This window comes from Kitasatospora sp. SolWspMP-SS2h, assembly GCF_003259315.1.
Lineage (GTDB): Bacteria > Actinomycetota > Actinomycetes > Streptomycetales > Streptomycetaceae > Kitasatospora > Kitasatospora fiedleri.
In genome coordinates this window covers 19,894-35,889 of record NZ_QLLT01000036.1, presented here as the reverse complement: position 1 = coordinate 35,889, position 15,996 = coordinate 19,894, and the positions used below count along the sequence as shown (strand labels likewise).

At 75.9% G+C, this 15,996-nt stretch carries 15 protein-coding genes; 10 read left to right on the top strand and 5 right to left on the bottom strand.

Annotated elements, in window-relative coordinates:
• Nucleotides 1-71 precede the first annotated feature (71 nt).
• On the bottom strand, nt 72-611 hold the full coding sequence (locus K353_RS30455) for an EF-hand domain-containing protein (RefSeq protein ID WP_111556732.1): 540 nt from the start codon (nt 609-611) through the stop codon (nt 72-74).
• 335 nt (nt 612-946) lie between these two features.
• Between K353_RS30455 and K353_RS30450 the strand changes: the two genes are divergently transcribed.
• The 6 genes from K353_RS30450 (at nt 947) to K353_RS30425 (ending at nt 8,511) form a co-directional block, all read left to right on the top strand.
• Complete coding sequence (locus K353_RS30450) at nt 947-1,432, top strand: carboxymuconolactone decarboxylase family protein (protein WP_233533929.1); 486 nt, start codon at nt 947-949, stop codon at nt 1,430-1,432.
• Between the two features lie 138 nt (nt 1,433-1,570).
• Nucleotides 1,571-2,542 (top strand): homocysteine S-methyltransferase, encoded by a 972-nt coding sequence (gene mmuM / locus K353_RS30445; protein WP_111556731.1) that lies wholly within the window; start codon nt 1,571-1,573, stop codon nt 2,540-2,542.
• A gap of 144 nt (nt 2,543-2,686) precedes the next feature.
• Nucleotides 2,687-3,874 (top strand): serpin family protein, encoded by a 1,188-nt coding sequence (locus K353_RS30440; protein WP_370447683.1) that lies wholly within the window; start codon nt 2,687-2,689, stop codon nt 3,872-3,874.
• A gap of 443 nt (nt 3,875-4,317) precedes the next feature.
• Nucleotides 4,318-5,085: an IclR family transcriptional regulator gene (locus K353_RS30435; protein WP_111556729.1), complete on the top strand. Its 768-nt coding sequence runs from the start codon at nt 4,318-4,320 to the stop codon at nt 5,083-5,085.
• A gap of 220 nt (nt 5,086-5,305) precedes the next feature.
• Nucleotides 5,306-6,835 carry a glycerol kinase GlpK gene (gene glpK / locus K353_RS30430; protein WP_111556728.1) on the top strand — a complete coding sequence of 510 codons (1,530 nt, stop codon included), beginning with the start codon at nt 5,306-5,308 and terminating at the stop codon, nt 6,833-6,835.
• Between the two features lie 92 nt (nt 6,836-6,927).
• The gene (locus K353_RS30425) at nt 6,928-8,511 is read left to right on the top strand and encodes a glycerol-3-phosphate dehydrogenase/oxidase (protein ID WP_111556727.1); all 1,584 of its coding nucleotides are present in this window, start codon (nt 6,928-6,930) and stop codon (nt 8,509-8,511) included.
• Nucleotides 8,512-8,611: 100 nt separating this feature from the next.
• On the opposite strand, the gene K353_RS30420 is transcribed toward K353_RS30425, so the two are convergent.
• Both K353_RS30420 and K353_RS30415 read right to left on the bottom strand, forming a co-directional pair.
• Nucleotides 8,612-10,084, bottom strand: a complete 1,473-nt coding sequence (locus K353_RS30420) for a gluconate:H+ symporter (RefSeq protein WP_111556726.1) — start codon at nt 10,082-10,084, stop codon at nt 8,612-8,614.
• A gap of 89 nt (nt 10,085-10,173) precedes the next feature.
• Nucleotides 10,174-10,698 (bottom strand): gluconokinase, encoded by a 525-nt coding sequence (locus K353_RS30415; RefSeq protein ID WP_111556725.1) that lies wholly within the window; start codon nt 10,696-10,698, stop codon nt 10,174-10,176.
• Nucleotides 10,699-10,852: 154 nt separating this feature from the next.
• Between K353_RS30415 and K353_RS30410 the strand changes: the two genes are divergently transcribed.
• On the top strand, nt 10,853-11,551 hold the full coding sequence (locus K353_RS30410; RefSeq protein WP_111556724.1) for a FadR/GntR family transcriptional regulator: 699 nt from the start codon (nt 10,853-10,855) through the stop codon (nt 11,549-11,551).
• Between the two features lie 227 nt (nt 11,552-11,778).
• Nucleotides 11,779-12,078 (top strand): hypothetical protein, encoded by a 300-nt coding sequence (locus K353_RS30405; protein WP_111556723.1) that lies wholly within the window; start codon nt 11,779-11,781, stop codon nt 12,076-12,078.
• A 27-nt stretch (nt 12,079-12,105) separates the two neighbouring features.
• On the opposite strand, the gene K353_RS30400 is transcribed toward K353_RS30405, so the two are convergent.
• Entirely contained in the window at nt 12,106-12,885 is a 780-nt protein-coding gene (locus tag K353_RS30400; RefSeq protein WP_111556722.1) for a helix-turn-helix domain-containing protein, read from the bottom strand.
• A gap of 54 nt (nt 12,886-12,939) precedes the next feature.
• Here K353_RS30400 and K353_RS30395 point away from each other — a divergent pair, with 54 nt between their 5' ends.
• Nucleotides 12,940-14,181: an MFS transporter gene (locus tag K353_RS30395; RefSeq protein ID WP_111556721.1), complete on the top strand. Its 1,242-nt coding sequence runs from the start codon at nt 12,940-12,942 to the stop codon at nt 14,179-14,181.
• 101 nt (nt 14,182-14,282) lie between these two features.
• Here the strand turns inward: K353_RS30395 and K353_RS30390 are convergent, their stop codons facing one another.
• A complete protein-coding gene (locus K353_RS30390; protein WP_111556720.1) occupies nt 14,283-15,377 on the bottom strand; it encodes an NADH:flavin oxidoreductase/NADH oxidase in 1,095 nt (364 codons plus the stop codon).
• Nucleotides 15,378-15,485: 108 nt separating this feature from the next.
• On the opposite strand from K353_RS30390, the gene K353_RS30385 reads away from it, so the two are divergent.
• Entirely contained in the window at nt 15,486-15,830 is a 345-nt protein-coding gene (locus tag K353_RS30385) for a helix-turn-helix transcriptional regulator (RefSeq protein ID WP_111556719.1), read from the top strand.
• The last annotated feature ends 166 nt before the right edge of the window (nt 15,831-15,996 follow it).

The window sequence follows — 15,996 nt, the reverse complement described above, 5'->3', positions numbered from 1 at the left end:
GCGGCGACCGTCGGCCGTCAGGGGCCGTCGGCCGGGCCGATCAGGCCGACCGGCGCTGTCGTACCGGCTGTTCAGCGGCCCAGCAGCGGGACGTCGAGGTCGCCGAGGTGGTAGGCGCGCACGGCCTGGACCAGCTCGTCCACGGAGAGCTGGCCGTCGCCGTTGGCGTCGATCTGGCGGAAGGCCTCGGCGGGCTGCACGCCATCGACGCCGATCGCGTCCAGCCAGGTCTTGAACTCGGCCGGGTTGACCTGGCCGTCGCCGTCCACGTCGACCAGCTCGACGATGGCCTGGATGGTCGGCTTGACGACGCGGCCGAAGCCGGCGCCGCCGTTCTCCAGGACGTGCTCCTCGGCGATGTGGTTGAACTGCTCGGGGGTGAGCGCGCCGGTCTGCTCGTCGATGCCCGCCTTGTCGGCGAAGAAGCTCCACATGCCGAGGTACGCCTCGGTCAGCTGACGGCCGGCCGGGGAGGTCGGGACCTCGCCGAAGGCCTGCAGGATGCGCTGGGCCTCGGCGTCCCAGTCGGCGCGGTCGATCTGGCCGTCGCCGTTCACGTCCCAGAGGTCGAAGCGCTTCTGGGTGCGGTCGAGCTGCACGGAAGTGGTCATCGCGGAGTTCTCCAGTGTGGGTCCGGTGCGGGCGCCGGCCGACCCAGGGACAGGACCGGCGGGCGCCCGGCAGTGCTTTCGGATGAGCCGTCACATGATCGGGGCGGCAACGGAACGTCACCCTACCGGCACGCTGAGCGATGGATCGCATACGTGCGGCCAACCGGGTGACTTCATCGCTTCGTTGACGTCGCATCACCTCTGCGGCCCTTGAACGGGCGCTCCCCCGCCACGATTTGGGGATGCCGTCAACTGTTTCGACAGTCGCCTCCCGCGTGGGTGATCCGGCCGTTCTCCGCCCGGTCCGGGTGCCGGCCCGCCCCTACGCTCGAAGGATGACCGAAACGCTCCCGCAGCTCCCCGCCGTCCCGCCGCTCCCGATGATCGAGCTGGGCCCGCAGGCGTTCGCCGCCGTGCACGCCCTGCACGGGGCGGTGGAGGAGGCCGCGGCGGCGGCCGGGCTGGAGCCGCCGCTGCTGGAACTGGTGCGGCTGCGCTGCTCGCAGCTGAACGGCTGCGTGTACTGCGTCGACCTGCACACCACGGCCGCCCGGAAGGCGGGCGAGCGGGACGAGCGGCTGGCGCAGCTGGTGGTGTGGCGGGAGTCCGAGCTGTTCACGCCCCGGGAGCGGGCCGCGCTCGCCCTGGCCGAGGCGGTCACCCGGCTGACCGACCGGGCGGAGGGCGTCCGGGCCCGGCGGGCCGCGTCGGCGGTGCTGTCGGAGCCGGAGGCGGCGTTCGTGGCCTGGGCGGCGGCCGTGGTGAACACCTACAACCGGATCGCGGTCACCTCCCGCCCGGTGGCGGCCGGGACGCCCTGACCACCACCGGGCCCGCAGCGCGGGAGGCCCCGCAGACCCCGACCCCGACCCCAACCCCGGCCGGAGCCAGAGCTAGAGCCGATCCGGGCCGGGCCGGGCCGGTTCGCCGGAGACCGGCGGCAGGTGCAGGCTGGAGGGATGGCGACGGACTTCGACGGCTCCCCCTCCGACTTCGACGGCTCCCCGGCCGGTCGGGACCTGGTCTCGGCACTGGCGGCCGGGCCGGTGCTGCTCGACGGCGGGCTGTCGAACCGACTGGCCGACCAGGGCTGCGACTTGTCGGACGCGCTGTGGTCGGCCCGGCTGCTGCTGGACCAGCCGCGGCAGCTGGTGGCGGCGCACCGGGCGTACTTCGAGGCGGGCGCGCAGGTGGCGACCACGGCGAGCTACCAGGCGAGCCGGCCGGGTTTCGCCTCCCGGGGGGTGGACGCGGGGAAGGCGGACCGGCTGCTGGCGCTGAGCGTGGAGGTGGCCCGGCTGGCGGCCGAGGAGGCGTCGGCGGAGCTGGGCGACGGCCGCCCGCGCTGGGTGGCGGCCTCGGTGGGCCCGTACGGGGCGGTCCTGGCGGACGGCTCCGAGTACCGGGGCCACTACGGCCTGTCGGCCGGGGAGTTGGCGGCGTTCCACCGCCCCCGGCTGGAGGTGCTGGCCGCCGCGGGGCCGGACGTGCTGGCGGTGGAGACCGTGCCCGACCTGCTGGAGGCGGCCGTACTCGCGGACTGCGTACGGGGGTTGGGCCTGCCGGTGTGGTTCTCGCTCGGCGCGGCGGGCGGGCTGACCCGGGGCGGGGAGCCGCTCGCGGAGGCGTTCGCGCTGGTGGCGGAGGTGCCGGAGGTGGTGGCGGTGGGCGTCAACTGCTGCGCCCCGGAGGAGGTGCCGGCGGCGGTGGCGCTGGCGGTGGAGGTGACGGGCCGGCCCGCCGTGGCGTACCCCAACAGCGGCGAGGGCTGGGACCCGGCGGCCCGGGACTGGACGGGCGCGGCGGCCTTCGCCCCCGGGGCGGCGGCGGACTGGGTGGCCGCCGGGGCCCGGCTGGTCGGAGGCTGCTGCCGGGTGGGCCCGGACGCGATCGCGGAACTCGCGGCCGTGCTGCGACGCCCCGGGTGCTGACCCGGGTCGGCCCGGCCGGGTGTCCGGCGGTGCCCGGCCGCCCGGTCTGGTACTGCTGGTGGTGGGGGCGGGCCGGGTGGCGCCGCCGCCCCTGCGGCGGGAGCACCGTCGGCGGGGACGGCCGAGGAGGGAACGGGGTTGGTCGTGGCGGGTGCGGTCGAGCGGGTGAACGCCCTGGGGGCCTGCTGGGGACGGGAGTTGGAGCCGGGGTCCGGGGCCGGGCAGGTGTGGACGGCGCTCGGGGTGTGGCCGCTGCTGGCGGTGCTGGCCCCGGGGGCGGACGGTCCGGCCCGGGCCGAGCTGGAGCGGGCGCTGGGCGTTCCGGCCGGGCAGGCCCCGGCCGCCGCGCGGGAGTTGCTGGCGCGGGTGGCGGAGGTGCCGGGCTGTGCGGCGGCGCTCGGGCTGTGGACGGCCCCCGGGGTCGAGGTGGAGCCGGAGTGGGCGGCGGGGCCGGGTGCCGGGCTGTGGCGGCGGTTGACCGGTGACCCCGCCGCGGACCGGGCCGCGCTGGACGCCTGGGCCGCGGACCGGACCGGCGGTCTGGTCCGCCGGATGCCGGTGGAGCCGGCGGACGCGCCGCTGGTGCTGGCCTCGGCGCTGACGGTGCGCACCGGGTGGGCGGAGCCGTTCCGGGAGGATCGCGGCCGGGCCGCCGAAGGGCCGTGGGCCGGGCGGCCGTTCCGGCGGCTCTCGGTGTCGAGCCCCGGGCTGTACGGGCGGATCGCGGTGGCGGAGAGCGCGGCGGCGGGGCGGGTGACGGAGGTCCGGGTCGCGGGCGGCGGCGAGGTCGACGTCCACCTGGTGCTCGGCGCACCGCGGGCCGTGCCGGGCGCGGTGGTGTCCGCCGGGTTCGAGCTGGTGGCGGGGGCGGTGGGGCGGACGCCGGTGGCGGGGCTGGCCGACGGGGAGCCGTGGCCCGGGCTGGCGCTGGAGTCGGTGCGGGCGTCGGTGCCGGGCGACGTCGGCGCGCTGGAGACGGTGGCCTTCGAGGTCCGGGCGGAGCAGGACCTGCTGGCGCACGCCGGGCTGTTCGGCCTGCGCACCGCCGCCGGGGACGGCAGCCACTTCCCGGGCATCAGCCGGAGCGTCCCGCTGCGGGTCGGGCAGGCCCGGCAGGCGGCGGTGGCGGAGTTCGGCGCGGAGGGCTTCGAGGCGGGCGCGGTCACGGCGGTGGCGATGACCCGGAGCGGGATCGGCGCCCCGCCCGGCCTCCGCGTCCGCCGGGCCACCGCCCGCTACGACCGCCCGTTCGCCTTCCTGGCCGTGCACCGCCCGAGCGGCCTGGTCCTGGTCGCGGGCTGGGTGGCGGAGCCCACCGGGGCGGCCGGCTGAGCGGCCCCCGGGCGGGAAGCAGCGACCGGCGGCCGGGTGGCCGGGCGGGTAGTGCGGCGGAGTCGTGCGTCGACGGCGCGCGGCTCGTCGGGCTTGCCCGCGCGGTTCCCCGCGCGCCTGCCGGGATGCGCGAATCCTGGCGGCGGAAGTGGTGGCGGCGCAGACGGCACAGAGGCAAGGCAGTGCGACGACACCGCACCGTGACTGGGCCGTGCGACGGAACCGAGCGTCGGCGACACGTGATCCGTCGTGCCGGCCCGGACGGTTCCCCGCCCCTGCCGGGGCGCGGGAATCCCGGCCGGGGCGGGGGGCCCGCGCCGGGAGAACCGGGCGGGACGGTACGGCGCGGTGGAGGTGCCGGGTAGTACGGTCTTCGGGGGCGGTCCGTCCCGTTCTCGGGTGGTGGTCGGCATCGTCGACCGGTGGTCAGTGGAGGTGGGCGGGTGCCCGGTGCGATCCAGTCGCTGTCGCGGGCGGCCGCGATCCTGCGGCTGCTGGCGGGCGGGGAGCGGCGGCTCGGCCTGTCGGAGGTGGCGACGGGGCTGGGGCTGGCGAAGGGGACCGCGCACGGCATCCTGCGCACGCTCCAGCAGGAGGGCTTCGTCGAGCAGGACCCGGAGAGCGGCAAGTACCAGTTGGGGGCGGAGCTGCTGCGGCTGGGCCAGAGCTACCTGGACGTGCACGAGCTGCGGGCCCGGGCGCTGGTGTGGGCGGACGACCTGGCCCGGGCGGCCGGGGAGACGGTGTACCTGGGGGTGCTGCACCAGCGCGGGGTGCTGGTGGTGCACCACGTGTTCCGGCCGGACGACTCGCGGCAGGTGCTGGAGGTCGGTTCGATGCAGCCGCTGCACGCGACCGCGCTGGGCAAGGTGCTGCTGGCGTACGACCCGGTGGCGCGCGGCGAGTTGGGCGACGGCCCGTGGGAGGCGTTCACGGCCCGGACGGTGACGGAGCCGGCGGAGCTGGACGCGCGGTGCGCGCTGGTGCGCGAGCGCGGCTGGGCGGACGCGGTGGAGGAGACCTGGGAGGGCGTGGCCTCGGTGGCGGCGCTGATCCAGGACCGGCGGCGCAACCCGGTGGGCGCGGTGTGCGTGTCGGGCGCGGTGGAGACGGTGTGCGGCCCGGACGGCGCGGTGCGCCCGGCGCTGGTGGCCTCGGTGCGGACGGCGGCCCGGGCGATCTCCCGGGACCTGGGCGCGCACCGGTTCTGAATCCGGAGGCGTGCGTCCTCTGATCCCGGGGGCGTGCGTCACACCGCCTTGACGGGGGGCGTCCGGCTGCGGTTGGCTTCCGAAGGCCGTTCGACATTGTCGAACGGCGTCCGGAGGGCTCCGGCGGTCCGCCCGCCCGCCTGGTTTGCCGGACCCGCGCGCACGGGGACTGACGAATGGTCACCCCCGCCCCGTTGACGTCCGTGAGCCGAGGAACCGCATGACTGCCAGCCACATCGCCGCGATCGACCAGGGCACCACGTCCAGCCGGTGCATCCTGTTCGACGCGGACGGCCGGATCGTCGCCGTCGAGCAGCAGGAGCACTCGCAGATCTTCCCGCAGCCCGGCTGGGTGGAGCACGACCCGGCCGAGATCTGGACCAGGGTGCGCTCGGTGGTGCGCGGCGCGCTGGGGAAGGCGGGGCTGACCGCGGCGGACGTCCGGGCGGTGGGCATCACCAACCAGCGCGAGACCACGGTGCTGTGGGACCGGCACACCGGCGAGCCGGTGCACAACGCGATCGTCTGGCAGGACACCCGCACCGAGGCGCTCTGCCGCGAGCTGGGGCGCAACGTCGGGCAGGACCGGTTCCGCCGGGAGACCGGCCTGCCGCTGGCCAGCTACTTCGCCGGGCCGAAGATCCGCTGGCTGCTGGACCACGTCGAGGGGCTGCGCGAGCGCGCCGAGGCCGGGGACGTGCTGTTCGGGACGGTGGACAGCTGGCTGATCTGGAACCTGACCGGCGGCGTGGACGGCGGCCGGCACGTCACCGACGTCACCAACGCCTCCCGCACCCTGCTGATGAACCTGCACACCCTGGAGTGGGACGAGCGGATCGCCGAGTCGATGGGCGTCCCGCTGGCGATGCTGCCGGAGATCCGCTCCTCCGCCGAGGTGTACGGCGAGGCGGTCGGCGACCTGGCGGGCGTGCCGGTCGCGGCGGCGCTCGGCGACCAGCAGGCGGCGCTGTTCGGCCAGACCTGCTTCGCCGAGGGCGAGGCCAAGTCGACCTACGGCACCGGCACCTTCCTGCTGCTGAACACCGGCGGACGGATCGTCAACTCGTACCACGGCCTGCTCACCACGGTCGGCTTCCGGATCGGCGACCGGCCCCCGGTGTACGCCCTGGAGGGCTCGATCGCGGTGACCGGCTCGCTGGTGCAGTGGCTGCGCGACCAGCTCGGCATCATCTCCACCGCCGCCGAGGTCGAGACCCTGGCGGGCACCGTCGAGGACAACGGCGGCGCGTACGTGGTGCCCGCGTTCTCCGGCCTGTTCGCCCCGTACTGGCGGGCCGACGCGCGCGGCGTGATCACCGGGCTGACCAGGTACGTCACCAAGGGGCACCTGGCCCGGGCGGTGCTGGAGGCGACGGCCTGGCAGACCCGCGAGGTGGTGGACGCGATGCAGAAGGACTCCGGGGTCACGCTGAGCGCGTTGAAGGTCGACGGCGGCATGACCTCCAACAACCTGCTGATGCAGTACATCGCCGACGTGCTGGACGTCCCGGTGGAGCGCCCCTACGTGGCCGAGACCACGGCGCTGGGCGCGGCCTACGCGGCGGGCCTGGCGGTCGGCTTCTGGGACGGCCTGGAGACCCTGCGGGCCAACTGGCACCGGGCCGCCGAGTGGACGCCCCGGATGGCCGCCGACACGCGCGAGCGCGAGCACCGCAACTGGTTGAAGGCCGTGGAGCGCACCATGGGCTGGATCGACCAGGACGAGCCGGACGGCCCGGCGCGGCTCTGACCCCGCCCGCCGCAGGACCCCACCCGCCGCAGGACCCCACCGACCGGAAGGAGACGCGGACCGGCCGCACACCGGGCCGCCCACCACCCACCATGGCAACCATCCCGACCCTGGGCGCCGAGCGCGCCGCCGGCCGCGTCGTCCCCCGGGCCGCCACCCGCGAACTGCTCGGCCGGGCCCGCTACGACCTGCTGGTGATCGGCGGCGGCATCCTCGGCACCGCCACCGCGTGGACCGCCGCCCAGGCCGGGCTGAAGGTGGCCATGGTGGACGCCGGGGACTTCGCCAACGCCACCTCCTCCGCCTCGTCCAAGCTGGTCCACGGCGGGCTGCGCTACCTGCAGACCGGCGCGGTGCGGCTGGTCGCCGAGAACCACAAGGAGCGCCGGGCGCTGGCCACCCACGTGGCCCCGCACCTGGTCAGCCCGCTGACCTTCTTCGTGCCGGTCTACGAGGGCGGCCCGCACTCGGCGCCCAAGCTCGGCGCGGGCGTGTTCCTGTACTCGGCGCTGTCCGCGTTCCGCGACGGCCTGGGCCGGGTGGCCTCCCCGGCGGCGGCGGCCCGCGCCGTGCCCGGGCTGCGCACCGAGGGGCTGCGGCGGGTCGCGGTGTACGGCGACCACCAGATGAACGACGCCCGGATGGCCGTGATGACGGTGCGGGCGGCGGTGGACGCGGGCGCGGTGGTGCTCAACCACGCCGAGGTGACCGGGCTGCGCTTCACCCGCGGCCGGGTCACCGGCGCCGAGGTGCGCGACGCCCTGGACGGCACCGAGTTCGGCGTGGACGCCCGGCTGGTGCTGAACGCCACCGGCCCGTGGGTGGACCACCTGCGGCGGATGGAGCACGCGGGCGCGGCGCCGTCGATCCGGCTGTCCAAGGGCGCGCACGTGGTGCTGCGCCGGCAGGCGCCGTGGCGGGCCGCGCTGACCATCCCGATCGACCACTACCGGGTGTCGTTCGCCATCCCGTGGGAGGACCACGTCCTGCTCGGCACCACGGACGAGGAGTACACCGGCGACCCGCTGGACGTCCGGGCCACCGACGCGGACGTCGACCAGATCCTCTCCGAGGCCGGGCACGCGGTGCGCGGCGAGCACCTGCGGCGGGAGGACATCACGTACTCCTTCGCGGGCCTGCGGGTGCTGCCGGGCGGGCCGGGGGACACGGCGGCGGCGAAGCGGGAGACGGTGGTGACCGAGGGCCGGGCCGGGATGCTGTCGGTGGCGGGCGGCAAGTGGACCACGTACCGGCACATCGGCCGGGTGATCCTGGAGAAGCTCAAGCACGCCCCGGGCGTGGGCCTGGCCGAGGACGTCTCGGCGATCCCGCCGACCGTCCCGCTGCCGGGCATCGGCGCCCCGCAGGCCGTCGCCCGCCGCCTGCTGACCGACCGCGAGCCGGGCAGCCGGATGGACCCGCTGGTGGCCCGGAACCTGGCCACCCACTACGGCACACTCTCCTTCGAGATCGCCCGCCTGATCGCCGAGCGCCCGGAGCTGGGCGAGCGCGTGCACCCCGACGGGCCGGACGTGTGGGCGCAGGTGGTGTACGCGGCCGAGCAGGAGTGGGCGTACACGGTGGACGACGTGCTGCGGCGGCGCACCACGCTGACGGTGCGCGGGCTGGACGGCGCGGAGGTGCGCAAGCGCACGGCGGAGCTGCTGGAGCGGTAGGGCGGGCGCGGGGAGCGGCGCGCGGAAGCGCGACAAGGGCGACGCCCTCCGGGAGAAGCGGGAGTTCCGGAGGGCGCCGCGGCAGGGGGACCCGCGCTCGTCAGACGATCAGACTGAGCGGCAGGATCAGGGCGATCGCGACCACCGAGATGATCGTCTCCATCACCGACCAGGACTTCAGCGTCTGGCCGACGCTCATCCCGAAGTACTCCTTCACCAGCCAGAACCCGGCGTCGTTGACGTGCGACAGGAACAGCGACCCGGCGCCGATCGCCAGTACCAGCAGCGCGGCGTGGCTGGTGGACATGTCGGCGGCCAGCGGGCCGACGATGCCGGCGGCGGTGATGGTGGCGACCGTCGCGGAGCCGGTGGCCAGCCGGATCAGCACGGCGATCAGCCAGCCCAGCAGCAGCGCGGAGACGTGCCACTTGCCGGACCACGCGCTGACCGCGTCGCCGACGCCGATGTCGATCAGGGTCTGCTTGAAGCCGCCGCCCGCGCCGACGATGAACACGATCCCGGCGATCGGGCCGAGCGCCGAGCCGACCGTGTCGGAGATCCGGCCCTTGTCGAAGCCGGCCGCCCGGCCGAGGGTCAGCATGGCGAGCAGGGTCGCGGCGAGCAGCGCGATCAGCGGGGAGCCGATGAAGTCGAAGATCCGCTGGCCGGTGGCCTTCGGGTCGTCGATCACCACGTCGGCCAGCGCCTTGCCGAGCATCAGCACGACCGGCAGCAGGATGGTGGCCAGCACGGCGCCGAACCGGGGCGTCCGCACCCGCTCGACGCCCTCCGCGGCGTCCGCGGCCCTCGCGCCGTCCGCGGTCTTCGCGTCCGCGGTCCTCGCGTCCGCAGTCTTCGCGTGCTCGGCGGCGGTGTCGGCGGGCAGTTCCAGCGGGCCGACCCAGCGCTGGGCGAGGCGCCCGAACAGCGGCCCGGCCACGATCAGGGTCGGGACCGCGACCAGCAGGCCGAGCGCCAGGGTGACGCCGAGGTCGGCGTGCAGGGCGTCGACGGCGACCAGCGGACCGGGGTGCGGCGGGACGAGGCCGTGCAGCACCGAGAGGCCGGCCAGCGCGGGGATGCCGATGCCGATCAGCGGGGCGTTGCCGCGCCGGGCCACCAGCAGCACGATCGGCACCAGCAGCACCACGCCGACCTCGAAGAACAGCGGCAGGCCGAGCACCGCGGCGATCAGCGCCATCGCCCAGGGCAGCAGCTTGGGGCCGGTGCGGGCCAGCACGGTGTCGGCGATGGTGTTGGCGCCGCCGGAGTCGGCGAGCAGCTTGCCGAGCATCGCGCCCAGGCCGATCAGCAGGCCGACCGAGGCGACGGTCGCGCCGAAGCCGGTGGAGAAGCTGGTCAGCAGCTTGTCGAAGGGCGCCCCGGCGACGGCGGCGAGCAGCCCGGAACCGAGCGTGAGGGCCAGGAACGGGTGCAGCTTGAACCGGGTGATCAGCAGCACGATCGCGCCGATGCTGAGCAGCACCGCGAGCAGCAGCCGGCCGTCGCTCGCCGTGTGCGGCAGCGCCGGTGCGCCGGCCGCCAGCAGGGTGGGGGTCACGGGGGTCTCCATTGACGGGCCGCCGCCGTCCGGTTCTCGGGCGGCCGGTGGCGGGGGTGTGACGTGGTGGTGGTGCGGGTGTGGGGGCGGGGGCGCGGGGGTCAGCGGGCCAGGGCGGCGACGGCGCGGTCGACGAGCGTGTCGGGGTCGGCGTCGACGTCCAGCACGGTGCCGTGCTCGTCCGGCTGGAGCGGTTCGAGGTCGGCGTACTGGGAGTCCAGCAGCGCGGGCGGCATGAAGTGGCCGGTACGGTGCGCCAGCCGGTCGCCGACCAGGTCGTGGCTGCCGCTCAGGTGCAGGAAGAACGCGTCCGGGCAGGCGGCCCGCAGCAGGTCGCGGTAGTCGCGCTTGAGCGCGGAGCAGGTGACCACTCCCCCGCTGCCGGCCGCGGCCCGCTCGCCCAGCCAGCCGCCGAGCGCGCGCAGCCAGGGCTGCCGGTCGCGGTCGTCCAGCGGGGTGCCGGCGCTCATCTTGGCGATGTTGGCGGCGGGGTGGAAGTCGTCGGCCTCCGCGTACGGGAGGTCGAGGCGGTCGGCGAGCAGTCGGGCGACGGTGGTCTTCCCGACTCCGGAGACGCCCATCACCACGATGACGGGCGGCTGCTGGTTCTCGGCGCTGAGAGCCATGGTGGTGCTCCTGTCCTTGCCTGCTTGCGTGGGCAACCTTGGCGCAAAGGTATGACTTATTCAAGCGACCGAAACCTAATCGTCATACTTTTCGGTTTCCGCGCTGGTGGGCCGGGGGCCGCCTTCCCCCCGGCCGCGCCGATAAGCTGGCCGGATGGAGATCCAGGGCCTGCCCGGCCGCCTGCTCGCTGCCCTCGGCCCGGCGATCGCCTCCGGGGAGCTGCCGGCGGGGACGGTGCTGCGCGCGGAGGAGCTGGAGCAGCGGCACGGGGTGTCCCGGACGGTGGTGCGGGAGGCGGTGCGCGTCCTGGAGTCGATGCGGCTGGTCGAGCCGCGCCGGCGGGTCGGGATCACCGTCCGGCCGAAGGCCGACTGGGACGTGTTCGACCCGCTGGTGATCCGCTGGCGGCTGGCCGGCGCGGACCGCTCCGCGCAGCTGCGCTCGCTGGGCTCGCTGCGGGTCGCGGTGGAGCCGGCCGCGGCGGCGCTGGCAGCCCGGTGCGCGGACGACGACGACCGGCGCGAGCTGAGCGCGCTGGCCGTCGAACTGACCGTCACCGCCCGGGCGGCCGACCTGGACGCCTTCCTCGCGCACGACATCGCCTTCCACGCGGCGGTGCTGCGGGCCTCCGGCAACGAGATGTTCGCGCACCTGAAGGACACCGTGGGCGCGGTCCTCACCGGCCGCACCGAGCACCGGCTGATGCCGCACCGGCCGCGCGAGTACGCGGTGCAGCTGCACCGGGACGTCGCGCAGGCGATCTGCGCGGGCGACCCGGAGCTGGCGGAACGGGCGATGCGGACCATCGTGGTCGGCGCGCTGGAGGAGCTGGACGCCGCCCTGCCGGACTGACCGCCCGCCGCCCTGCCGGACTGACCGCCCGCCGACCGCCGCCCCGTCGGACGAGGGGGCGCTCTTGCGGCCCCGGTTACGATCCTGACGGGGAGTCGGGAGGGGCCGGGGGTGCGACACGCCCACGGTCGGCTGGATCGGCCCTCCCGACGGAATAGCCGCCCCCGGACGGGGCAGGGCTGGTCCTGGTGCGCCCGCCGGGGTGCACGACCGACAGGGGGTTGGCGATGGCCGTTCGTCGGCGCGGGCGGCTGCCGGACGAGGTCCGGGCGGCCGCCGTCCGGGCGGGCATGGCCTTCGCCTTCACGGTGTTCACCTTCGTGGTGGCGCTGTTCGCCTCCTGGGCGCACACCGGCCTGCTGACACCGGCGTTGGCGCTGATGGCGCTGGGGGTCTTCCTGCTCGCCTGGTGCCTGATCGACGTGGCGGTCTCCCGGCAGGTCGCCGCCACCCGGCGTCGCGCCCCCAACTCGGCTGCCCCGCTGGAGGGTTCGCGCGAGTACCGGAACGGCGGACGGCACCGCTGACGGCCGGTCGGGCCTGCCGGCGGCCGGTCAGGTCTGCTGGTGGCGGCCCGGGGTGGTGCCGAAGGCGTGCCGGAACGCCTCGATGAACGCGCTCGGCGAGCGGAAGCCGCAGGCGGCGGCGGTGGCGGTGACCGAGCGGCCCTCGGCGAGCAGCACCAGGGCGTGCTGGAGGCGCAGTTGGGTGCGCCACTGCGGGAAGCCCAGGCCGAGTTCGCGGCGGAACAGCCGGCTGAGGGTGCGTTCGGCGGCGCCGACGGCGCGGCCGAGTTCGGCGAGCGAGCGGCCGTCGGCGGGGTCGGCGGTGAGCAGCGCGGCCAGGTCGCGCAGCCGGGGGTCGGTGGGGCGGGGCAGGCCGGCCGGGAGTTCGGGGGCGCGGGCGAGCTGGTCCAGGGCGGCCTGTTCGAGGGTGCGGGCCGGGCGTCCGGCGGGGGCATCGGGGCCGGTCAGGTGGGCGATGATCTCGCGCAGCAGCGGGGTGACGGCGAGCACGGCGGGCGCGGTGAGCCGCAGCAGGTCGGTGCCGGCCGGGTAGACCAGGCAGCGCAACTCGCTGGGCCCGTGCGCCCGGTGGGCGTGCGGCACCCCGGCGGGCAGCCACACCGCGCGGTGCGGCGGGACGACCCACCGCCCGTACGGGGTGCGCACCTCCAGCACCCCGCGGCCGGGGGTGATCAGCTGGTCGACGTCGTGCCAGTGCCAGTCGATCCGCTCCCGGTGGGCCAGCGGGTGGCGGCTGGGGCCGGTCTCCCGCTGGTGCTGCGCGGCGCTCGGCGGGCCGTCCTCGGCGGGTTGGCGGGTTGGCGACACGAATTGGCAGAGTACCGGAAGCCCGCACGGTGGCGCGGCGGCCAGGCTGGACGCATGACGAGCGAACTGCCCGGCGTGTGGCGCCGGATGCGGATGTGGGGCGCGGCGCACGCCGTGGACGACCTGTACCAGGGCCTGGTGCCCGCGGTGGTGCCGTACTTCGTCCTGGAGCGCGGCTACGGGTACGTGGCGGCGGGCGGGTTGACGCTGGCGGCGACGCTGGGCAGCGCGGTCCCGCAGCCGCTGGTCGGCCTGCTGGTGGACCGGCGTCCGCTGCCCTGGCTGTCGGCGGCGGGGCTGGCGCTGGCCGGGCTGGGCGCGGGGCTGAGCGGGCTGGCCGACGGATACGCGCTGGTGTGGCTGCTGGTGCTGCTCTCCGGCCTGGGGGTGGCGGCGTTCCACCCGGCGGCGGGGCGGGCGGCCCGGGAGGCGGCGGGCGACTCGACCGGGGCGATGAGCGTCTTCGCGGCGGGCGGCAGCGTCGGGTTCTTCCTGGCGCCGGTGCTGGCCACGCCGCTGCTCTCCGCGTGGGGGCTGCGGGCGACGGCGGTGTTCGTGCTGCCGGCGCTGCTGATGGCGGCGGTGCTGTTCCGGGCCCGGCACCGGACGTACCCGCACGCCGGGGGCGGGGCGGCGCGCGCCGGGAAGGACCGCTGGCGGCCGTTCCTGGTGCTCACCGGGGTCGAGGTGGTCCGCTCGGTGGTGTTCTTCGGCGTCAGCACCTTCATCGAGCTGTACTGGCTGCGGCAGTTGGGCGCCTCGCACCTGCTGGCCGGCGCGGCGCTGACCTGCTTCCTGCTGGGCGGCGTCGCGGGCACCCTGGGCGGCGGGCGGCTCGCGGACCGGATCGGCATGGTCCGCACCGCGCAGTGGGGCACCGCGCTCACCGTCCCCGCGCTGGTCCTGCTGCGGGTGACGCCCGGCCCGTGGGCCCCGCTGCTGTTCGCCGTCCTGGCGGGCGCGACGCTGAACCTGCCGTTCGCCGTCCTGGTCAAGCTCGGCCAGGATTACCTGCCCACCCGCCCCGGCACCGCCGCCGGGGTCACCCTGGGCCTGGCCGTCAGCGTCGGCGGCCTGATCGCCCCGCTCTTCGGCCTGCTCGCCCAGCACCACGGCCCCCAGGGCGTGCTGACCCTGCTGCCCGCCGTCCCGCTGCTGGGCGTCGCGCTCGGCGCGTTCATGGTCGAACCGGGCCGCTGGAAGGACGAGGACGCCGGGGACGGCGGGGACGCTCCCGGCGGCGCGGCCGGCGCGGACGGCGCGGGGCCGGCCCCGGCGGCCGAACTGGTCCCCTAGCGCGGCGGGTGGCCGGGCGGCGGGCGCACTCCCCCGTGGGTGCGCCCGCCTCCCGCGTCCCGCGTCCCGCGTTCCGCCTGCCGCGTCCCGCCCGGCGGGTGTCAGCCGCGCGGGCCGACCGCGTAGCCGTACTGGACGGGCCAGTCGCGGGGGACGTCGAGGGTGCGGGCGGCGTGCAGCGGCCAGTAGGGGTCGCGGAGCAGTTCGCGGCCGAGCATGACGGCGTCGGCGCGGCCCTCGGCGACGATCGCCTCGGCCTGGGCGGCGTCGGTGATCAGGCCGATGGCGTTGACCGGGAGGCCGGACTCGCGGCGGACGGTCTCGGCGAACGGGACCTGGTAGCCGGGCTCGACGGGGATCTCGGCGCGCGGCACGTTGCCGCCGCTGGAGACGTCGATCAGGTCGACGCCGACGGCCTGGAGCTCCTTGGCGAGCAGCACCGACTCCTCCAGCGTCCAACTGGGCTCCTCCGGGAGCCAGTCGGTGGCGGAGACCCGGAACAGCACCGGGAGCTCGGCGGGCCAGACGGCCCGGACCGCGGTGGCGATCTCGCGGGCCAGCCGGCTGCGTCCGGCGAAGTCGCCGCCGTAGCCGTCGGTGCGGTGGTTGGAGACCGGGGAGAGGAACTGGTGCACCAGGTAGCCGTGCGCGCCGTGCACCTCGACCACCTGGAAGCCGGCGGCCAGGGCGCGGCGGGCGGAGGCGGCGAAGTCCTCGACCAGCTCGGTGATCTGGTCCTCCGTCAGCTCGACGGGCACCGGGTAGGGCGCGTCGAAGGGCACCGGGGAGGGGCCGACGACCTGCCAGCCGCCCCGCTCGACGGGGAGCGGTCCGCCGCCGTCCTGCGGCCTGCCGGTGGACGCCTTGCGGCCGGCGTGGGCCAGCTGGATCGCCGGCACCGCGCCGTGCTGGGTGATCAGCGCGGCGATCCGGGCCAGCCGCTCCTGCTGGCGGTCGTTCCACAGGCCGAGGTCCCACGGGGAGATCCGGCCGTCGGGACGGACGCCGGTGGCCTCGACCATCACGAGCCCGGCGCCGCCGGCGGCGCGGGAGCCGAGGTGGGCGAGGTGGAAGTCGGTGGCGGCACCGGTGTCAGGCCCCTCGGAGGCGGCGGAGTACATGCACATCGGGCTGAGCCAGATCCGGTTGGGGATGGTCAGCGAGCGGAGGGTGAGGGGTTCGAACAGGGCGCTCACGGCTGCCTGTCCTTCCTGTGGGTCGGACACGGGGGTGCTTTCGCTTCGTACGATACTCGCCGTACTACGACGGCTGTCAAACTACGAGAGTTGTCGTACTATGAGCCCGTGACCGTCGACCACGACCGGGACTGCCCCGGCCTGCTGCCCGAGCCCGCCACCGCGGAGCTCCAGCTGGCCTGCGTGCTGCACGCGCTGGCGGACCCGATCCGGCTGCGGATCGTCTCCGAGCTCGCGGGCACGGGCGGCAGCGAGCTGAACTGCCTGGCGTTCGAACTCCCGGTCACCAAGTCGACGATGACGCACCACTTCCGGGTGCTGCGGGAGGCCGGGCTGATCCGCCAGCACCGGCGCGGCACCTCGAAGATGAACAGCCTGCGCGAGACCGACCTGGCCGCCCGCTTCCCCGGCCTGCTGGACGCGGTCCTGGCCGCCGCGCCCGCCGCGCGCTGACCGCCCCCACCCGCCGCACGCAGCGCGCCGCCCGTCGCCCGTCGCCCGTCGCGCCACCGTGCACGCCGTCCGCCCCGGCGGTCCCGCGCGCACCACCGCAGCGATCTTCCCCGGCCCGGTCATGCCTGGTCACGCGCCCTTCACCCGAGTTGCTCCACTGTTCATC